The sequence below is a fragment of the Lederbergia wuyishanensis genome, from assembly GCF_022900255.1.
In the GTDB taxonomy this organism is placed as follows: Bacteria; Bacillota; Bacilli; order Bacillales; family Bacillaceae_C; genus Lederbergia; species Lederbergia wuyishanensis.
This window is the reverse complement of the sequence record NZ_JALIRM010000018.1, coordinates 72,592-78,999: the sequence shown is the minus strand read 5'-3', so window position 1 is coordinate 78,999 and position 6,408 is coordinate 72,592. Positions and strand designations below refer to the sequence as shown.

Sequence of the window (6,408 nt, the reverse complement as noted above, 5' to 3'; positions counted from 1 at the left end):
CGGCCGACTTCTGAATACATATCTTCCACAAGTGGATAAATAAATGAAAAATCAATCGCAGCCTCTATCTTGCGAACCAGATGGTTCGCTGGTACAAGTTGGTCAAGAGCGATCATTTCGATTTGATCCCGTTGGAATGAATTATTCTTAGTCAGCATTTTTATCACCTCAAGTATTGGTATATCTATAATTTTATAAAAAAATAGACTGTAGGCAAACCCGACTTTCGTCGAGTTTGTCTACAGTCTGAAAGAGTCCGTTAAGGACTCTTTTACTTTATAATCGTGGGGGTTCCTTTAATATAGTTCCAAACATCCTTAAATACATTTGCCTTATGGAGGGTCGTAATCAAAACAAGAGTTACAGGCCCTAAGATAAGCCCTAAAAATCCAATAAGTTTGAAACCTACAAATAAGGCAACAAGGGTAGCTAACGGATTCATTCCAATATTTGAAGAAAGGATTTTAGGTTCCATTACTTGACGCTGAACGACAACAACAGTGTAAAGAATGCCAAGACCCAGTGCTAATCCATAATTTCCTGTGAAAATTTCATAAATGATCCATGGAATAAAGACAGTTCCAGTTCCTAAATATGGGAGTAAATCTACGATTCCTGTAATAAGTGCAATTGTAATTGCGTAATTAACACGTAATATTAGAAGACCAATTAATACAATAACAAGTGTAATCGAAATTAATGTCAACTGGGCTTTGATAAATCCAGCTAGTGCTTTTTTTAAGTCTGCAAAAACAGTTTTTCCACTTGTTTTCGCTTTTTCTGGTAGAAAATCACTAAACCAATGTGTTAGTTTTTCCCAATCTTTGCTTATGAAAAATGTGGCAAGTAAAGAAAAGACGAGTACAGTTGCAGCGTTCGGAATCCAAGACACTAGTGCTGGGAGCTTTAAAAAGAAATTTTGCAAAAATGCTGTTGCACTTTCTGTAATTTTGTTTCCTGTGTTTTTAATACTCTCCATTATCGTTTCTTGCTGTCCACTATCAAGTCCTTTAAACATACTCGCAATTTTGTTGTAAAAAGGAATGACTTGTCCTGCAAAAAGGTCTTCAAAGTAATTGATTAATGTACTAACATGTTCTGGTACAACAGTGGAGAAATAAGTCGCTCCTGACACAATTTCTGCAATTAATAATGTGATCAGGCCAGTAAATATCGCTATTACTAGGAATAATGAAGTTAAAACGGCTAGTACTCTAGGAAATTTCCAGGTTTTTTCTAAGAAGTGAACAGCAGGGTTGATGATCATCGCAATTGCAATCGCTATGATGAAAGGATATGTTACTTTTGAAATAAATATAAGTAAAATGAGGGAAATAATCACAATCCCTACAACAAGTAAAAAACGGACTATTTTATCAACTGTTTCACGCTTCACATAGCCACCTCACTTTGGATCCACTTTGATATTTTCTATCATTATATCATCGTTTTTATTCGAATGGTTTTGTTATCTATAACAATTGCCGTTATTATAAACGATTAAACAATCAACAATAATTATGAACTAGCTAACAAATATATATTTTTTCATAAGCGTTTTCATTTCCAAACAACCTTGGATTTGGTTATAATGTCTAAGTACATGGAATGAATTTATAGACAAGATAAATGAATTGTCTATAATAGAATATGTATGTATCCACATCATCTTTTTATCAAGATGTTAGATTTTATATATGCAAATATATAATTTGCAGAAAATCGTTTTGTTAGAAATGAAAGCTAAAGGAGAGATTATTTTTATGACAGCAACACGTGGATTAGAAGGTATAGTGGCAACGACGTCCTCTATAAGTTCAATCATAGACGACACTCTTACATATGTTGGCTATAATATTGATGATTTAGCTGAAAAAGCCAGCTTTGAAGAAATCATTTACTTACTTTGGCATTTGGAATTGCCAAATGCAGAACAGTTACAAGAGCTTAAACAACAATTAGCGGATAATATGGAACTTCCTCAAGAAATCATTGATAGTTTTAAAACATATCCTATCAATAAAGTTCACCCAATGGCTGCACTTAGAACTGCGGTATCTGCTCTTGGTCTTTACGATGAAGAAGCAGATGTAATGGAAAAAGAAGCTAATTACAGAAAAGCTATTCGTCTACAAGCAAAAATGCCTACAATTGTAGCAGCTTTTGCACGAGTTAGAAAAGGGCTAACTCCGATTGCTCCACGTAAAGACCTCAGCTTTGCAGAAAACTTCCTGTATATGCTAAATGGGAAAGAACCAGAACAAATTGAAATCGAAGCATTCAATAAAGCGTTAGTGTTGCATGCTGACCATGAATTAAATGCGTCTACTTTTACAGCACGTGTATGTGTTGCTACACTTTCAGATGTGTATTCTGGTGTTACTGCAGCGATTGGAGCTTTAAAAGGTCCTCTACATGGCGGGGCTAATGAACAAGTTATGAAAATGTTGACTGAGATTGGCAGCCCTGAAAATGCAGAACAATATGTTTTGGACAAGCTAAGTAAAAAAGAAAAAATTATGGGCTTCGGACACCGTGTATACCGTCAAGGTGATCCACGTGCGAAACATTTGCAAGAAATGTCGAAGAAACTTACAGAGATTACTGGTGAACCTCAGTGGTATGAAATCTCAGCAAAAGTACATGAAGTATTTACTTCTCAAAAGCCATTGCCACCAAATGTAGATTTCTATTCCGCTTCAGTTTATCATAGCTTAGGGATTGATCATGATTTATTTACACCAATCTTTGCTGTATCGCGTGTATCAGGTTGGCTCGCGCATATTCTTGAACAATATGAGAATAACCGCTTGATTCGTCCTCGTGCTGAATATACAGGCCCAGGCTTAAGAAAATATGTACCAGTCGATGAGAGAAATTGACTTATATAGAAAATAGTCAGTATTTCTGATAATATTAGTAGTTGAGATTGTAACAGGAGGGAAAATTTATGTCACAAGGTGAAAAAATTACTGTAGAAAATGGTGTTTTACATACACCTAATAACCCAATCATCCCTTTTATAGAAGGAGACGGGATCGGTCCTGACATTTGGGCTGCAGCTTCAAGAGTAATGGATGCAGCGGTTGAAAAAGCTTATGCAGGCGAAAAGAAAATCGAATGGAAAGAAGTGTATGCAGGAGAAAAAGCCTTCAATAAATTTGGCGAATGGCTTCCTGAAGAAACACTTGATACAATTCGTGAATATTTTATTGCAATTAAAGGACCGCTTACAACACCTATCGGAGGTGGAATCCGTTCATTGAACGTTGCTCTACGTCAAGAGCTTGATCTATTTGTATGCTTACGTCCAGTTCGCTATTTCCAAGGTGTTCCTTCACCAATTAAGCGTCCTGAAGATACTGACATGGTTATTTTCCGTGAAAATACAGAAGATATCTATGCAGGTATTGAGTATAAAGAAGGCTCTGATGAAGTTAAAAAACTAATCAAATTCCTTCAAGAAGAAATGGGAGTTAACAAAATTCGCTTCCCTGAAACTTCTGGTATTGGAATCAAGCCTGTATCTGCTGAAGGTACGAAACGTCTAGTTCGTGCAGCAATCAATTATGCAATAAAAGAAGGACGCAAATCCGTAACTCTTGTTCATAAAGGTAACATCATGAAATTTACGGAAGGTGCGTTTAAAAATTGGGGATATGAGCTTGCCGAAGAAGAATTCGGTGACAAAGTATTCACTTGGGATCAATATGACAGAATTAAGGCAGAGCAAGGAACTGATGCAGCAAATAAAGCTCAGTCCGATGCAGAAGCTGCTGGAAAAATTATCATTAAAGATGCTATCGCTGATATTTTCCTACAACAAATTTTAACTCGTCCTAAAGAGTTCGATGTAGTAGCTACGATGAACTTGAACGGAGATTACATTTCCGATGCACTTGCTGCTCAAGTAGGTGGAATTGGAATTGCACCTGGTGCAAACATCAACTATGAAACAGGTCATGCTATTTTTGAAGCAACTCATGGTACAGCTCCAAAATATGCAGGTCTTGATAAAGTTAACCCTTCTTCAGTTCTTCTTTCAGGTGTACTTATGCTTGAGCACCTTGGATGGAATGAAGCAGCTGAGTTAATTATTAAATCAGTTGAAAAAACAATCGAATCAAAAGTTGTTACTTACGACTTTGCGCGCCTCATGGAAGGTGCAACAGAAGTTAAAACTTCTGAGTTCGCAACAGCATTGATCGAAAATATGGGCTGAAAAGTAAAAACGCCATGTTAATCGACGTATGAACTGATAGGACTTCGACTAAAATAAAGGAAACACTAGATTCGAGAGATGAATCGAAGTTAACTTTATTGTAGAGAGTAGTCTCATAGTTCGATACTTGATAGGTGTTAAAGCTGGACAGTAAACCAATAAACGAGCGCAAACCGAATATCGGGTGCGCTCGCTTTTCTACATATTCAATATTTTTACGAAAGAAGGGAATTTCTCATGACAATGAAACGGAAAAAGATTTCGGTAATTGGCAGCGGTTTTACTGGTGCGACCACCGCATTTTTACTCGCACAAAAAGAGCTAGGTGACGTTGTTCTAGTAGATATCCCGCAAATGGAAAATCCGACAAAAGGAAAAGCACTCGATATGCTTGAAGCAGGTCCAGTTCAAGGGTTTGATGCAAATATTACAGGTACCTCAAATTATGAAGATACAAAGGATTCTGATGTTGTTGTAATTACTGCAGGAATCGCACGTAAACCAGGAATGAGCCGTGACGATTTGGTACAAACGAACCAAAAAGTGATGAAAAGTGTAACAAAGGAAATCGTAAAGTATTCTCCGAACTGTTATATCATTGTCCTTACTAATCCTGTAGATGCTATGACCTATACAGTATTCAAAGAATCGAGTTTTCCTAAAAATCGTGTCATTGGTCAATCAGGAGTTCTTGATACTGCAAGATTCCGGACATTTGTTGCTCAAGAATTAAATCTTTCTGTAAAAGATGTAACCGGATTCGTTTTAGGTGGACATGGAGACGATATGGTTCCTCTTGTCCGTTATTCATATGCAGGCGGAATTCCACTTGAGAAATTAATCCCACAAGAACGTCTTGAAAAAATCGTTGAAAGAACGAGAAAAGGCGGAGGAGAGATCGTAAATTTATTAGGTAATGGTAGTGCATACTATGCTCCCGCTGCTTCTTTGGTAGAAATGGTTGAAGCGATTGTGAAAGATCAGCGTCGTATTCTTCCGTCAATTGCGTATCTTGAAGGAGAATATGGTTTTGAAGGTATTTACCTTGGAGTTCCAACAATCCTTGGAAAAGATGGCATCGAAAAAATTATTGAACTTGATCTTACTGAAGATGAAAAAGCAGCTTTAGAAAAATCAGCAAATTCAGTTCGTGAAGTTATGAAAGTTCTTGCATAAAAACTTTAAAAGCTGACCAAAATGATTATTTTGGTTCAGCTTTTTTACTTCTATAACGTTTGATTTCATGATATTATTATGCCAAACCGTTGAAAGCGTTAACTAAATTAGCGGGTGTTTTTCGATAAGAAAATCAGTATATCTAACTAATTTAAGTTAAAGCTTTCGAAGGAACCTGTAAAAGTTTGATTGAAATAAGGATGAGGTGATGTGTTGTTATTGGGTAAGAAACGTAAGCTTGGCAGAAGGCTGGAGGAAATATCTACTGGGGAAAAATTGACGCTAACCGAGAAGATAGAGGATAAGGATTTATTACTTTTTTTAGGTTTGACAAATGATGCAAACCCATTATACATTCAGCACGATTATGCTTCACAAACAAACTATAAAAAGCCTATAGTACCATCCATCATGCTTACTGGCATTATTACATCAGCTATTTCCAAATATATGCCAGGGCCAGGCTCACATATTATAAAACAGGAAATCGAATTCGTTAAGCCTGTTTACCACTATGACACTATCCAATTTTTGTTCGAAGTAGTAAAAATTAATCAAGAGCGACGAACGATTAGCATTCAAGTCCAAGCAACCGATGAACAAGAAGAAACGGCTATTAAAGGTATACTCGAAGTATGCCCTCCTCAACATTTTGAATCAGTTGATGAGGATTAAGCAAACTTACATTATGGTCCAGGTTCAATTGAATCTGGGCCTATTTATTTGAAATAAAGGGCCAATTGCGTTCTTAGATCACGGTACAACTTGCTTAAGAATGAGACAAGAAAACTGCTCATTTAGGGAGTTAAGGTATCGAAGATTGAGACTGAGAAACGATTAATTTTATCTCGCTTAATATGTGAGCTATGACTAAGTAATTGCCTTCTTCGGGATTTATCTCATCCATCTCTAAATGCTTTGAATGTCAATTAATCTCATTCCAAGTCAAAAAAAGTGCATCTATATATATAAATAACTAATGAAAATACTTTACTCTCGGTTTTTTCATT

General features: G+C 36.3%; 6 protein-coding genes. 4 read left to right on the top strand and 2 right to left on the bottom strand.

The window, feature by feature from the left end; genetic code table 11:
* Positions 1 to 158, bottom strand: a 158-nt coding sequence (locus MT489_RS20910; protein WP_483308113.1) for a transposase, incomplete at its 3' end; no start/stop codon positions are given.
* A gap of 113 nt (positions 159 to 271) precedes the next feature.
* Positions 272 to 1,396 carry a sporulation integral membrane protein YtvI gene (gene ytvI / locus MT489_RS20905; RefSeq protein ID WP_244683497.1) on the bottom strand — a complete coding sequence of 375 codons (1,125 nt, stop codon included), beginning with the start codon at positions 1,394 to 1,396 and terminating at the stop codon, positions 272 to 274.
* 367 nt (positions 1,397 to 1,763) lie between these two features.
* Here ytvI and citZ point away from each other — a divergent pair, with 367 nt between their 5' ends.
* From citZ to MT489_RS20885, 4 genes are all read left to right on the top strand, one after another.
* Positions 1,764 to 2,882, top strand: a complete 1,119-nt coding sequence (gene citZ, locus MT489_RS20900; RefSeq protein WP_244683496.1) for a citrate synthase — start codon at positions 1,764 to 1,766, stop codon at positions 2,880 to 2,882.
* Between the two features lie 68 nt (positions 2,883 to 2,950).
* Positions 2,951 to 4,222 (top strand): NADP-dependent isocitrate dehydrogenase, encoded by a 1,272-nt coding sequence (gene icd / locus MT489_RS20895; protein WP_244683495.1) that lies wholly within the window; start codon positions 2,951 to 2,953, stop codon positions 4,220 to 4,222.
* Between the two features lie 237 nt (positions 4,223 to 4,459).
* Positions 4,460 to 5,398 carry a malate dehydrogenase gene (gene mdh, locus MT489_RS20890; RefSeq protein ID WP_244683494.1) on the top strand — a complete coding sequence of 313 codons (939 nt, stop codon included), beginning with the start codon at positions 4,460 to 4,462 and terminating at the stop codon, positions 5,396 to 5,398.
* Positions 5,399 to 5,611: 213 nt separating this feature from the next.
* Positions 5,612 to 6,073 carry a MaoC/PaaZ C-terminal domain-containing protein gene (locus tag MT489_RS20885; RefSeq protein WP_244683493.1) on the top strand — a complete coding sequence of 154 codons (462 nt, stop codon included), beginning with the start codon at positions 5,612 to 5,614 and terminating at the stop codon, positions 6,071 to 6,073.
* Positions 6,074 to 6,408: the final 335 nt, after the last annotated feature.

What these genes read in the sequence shown, in the direction of transcription:
- citZ (WP_244683496.1), top strand. Translation starts at nt 1,764, where the DNA reads ATGACAGCAACACGTGGATTAGAAGGTATAGTGGCAACGACGTCCTCT.
- icd (WP_244683495.1), top strand. Translation starts at nt 2,951, where the DNA reads ATGTCACAAGGTGAAAAAATTACTGTAGAAAATGGTGTTTTACATACA.
- mdh (WP_244683494.1), top strand. Translation starts at nt 4,460, where the DNA reads ATGACAATGAAACGGAAAAAGATTTCGGTAATTGGCAGCGGTTTTACT.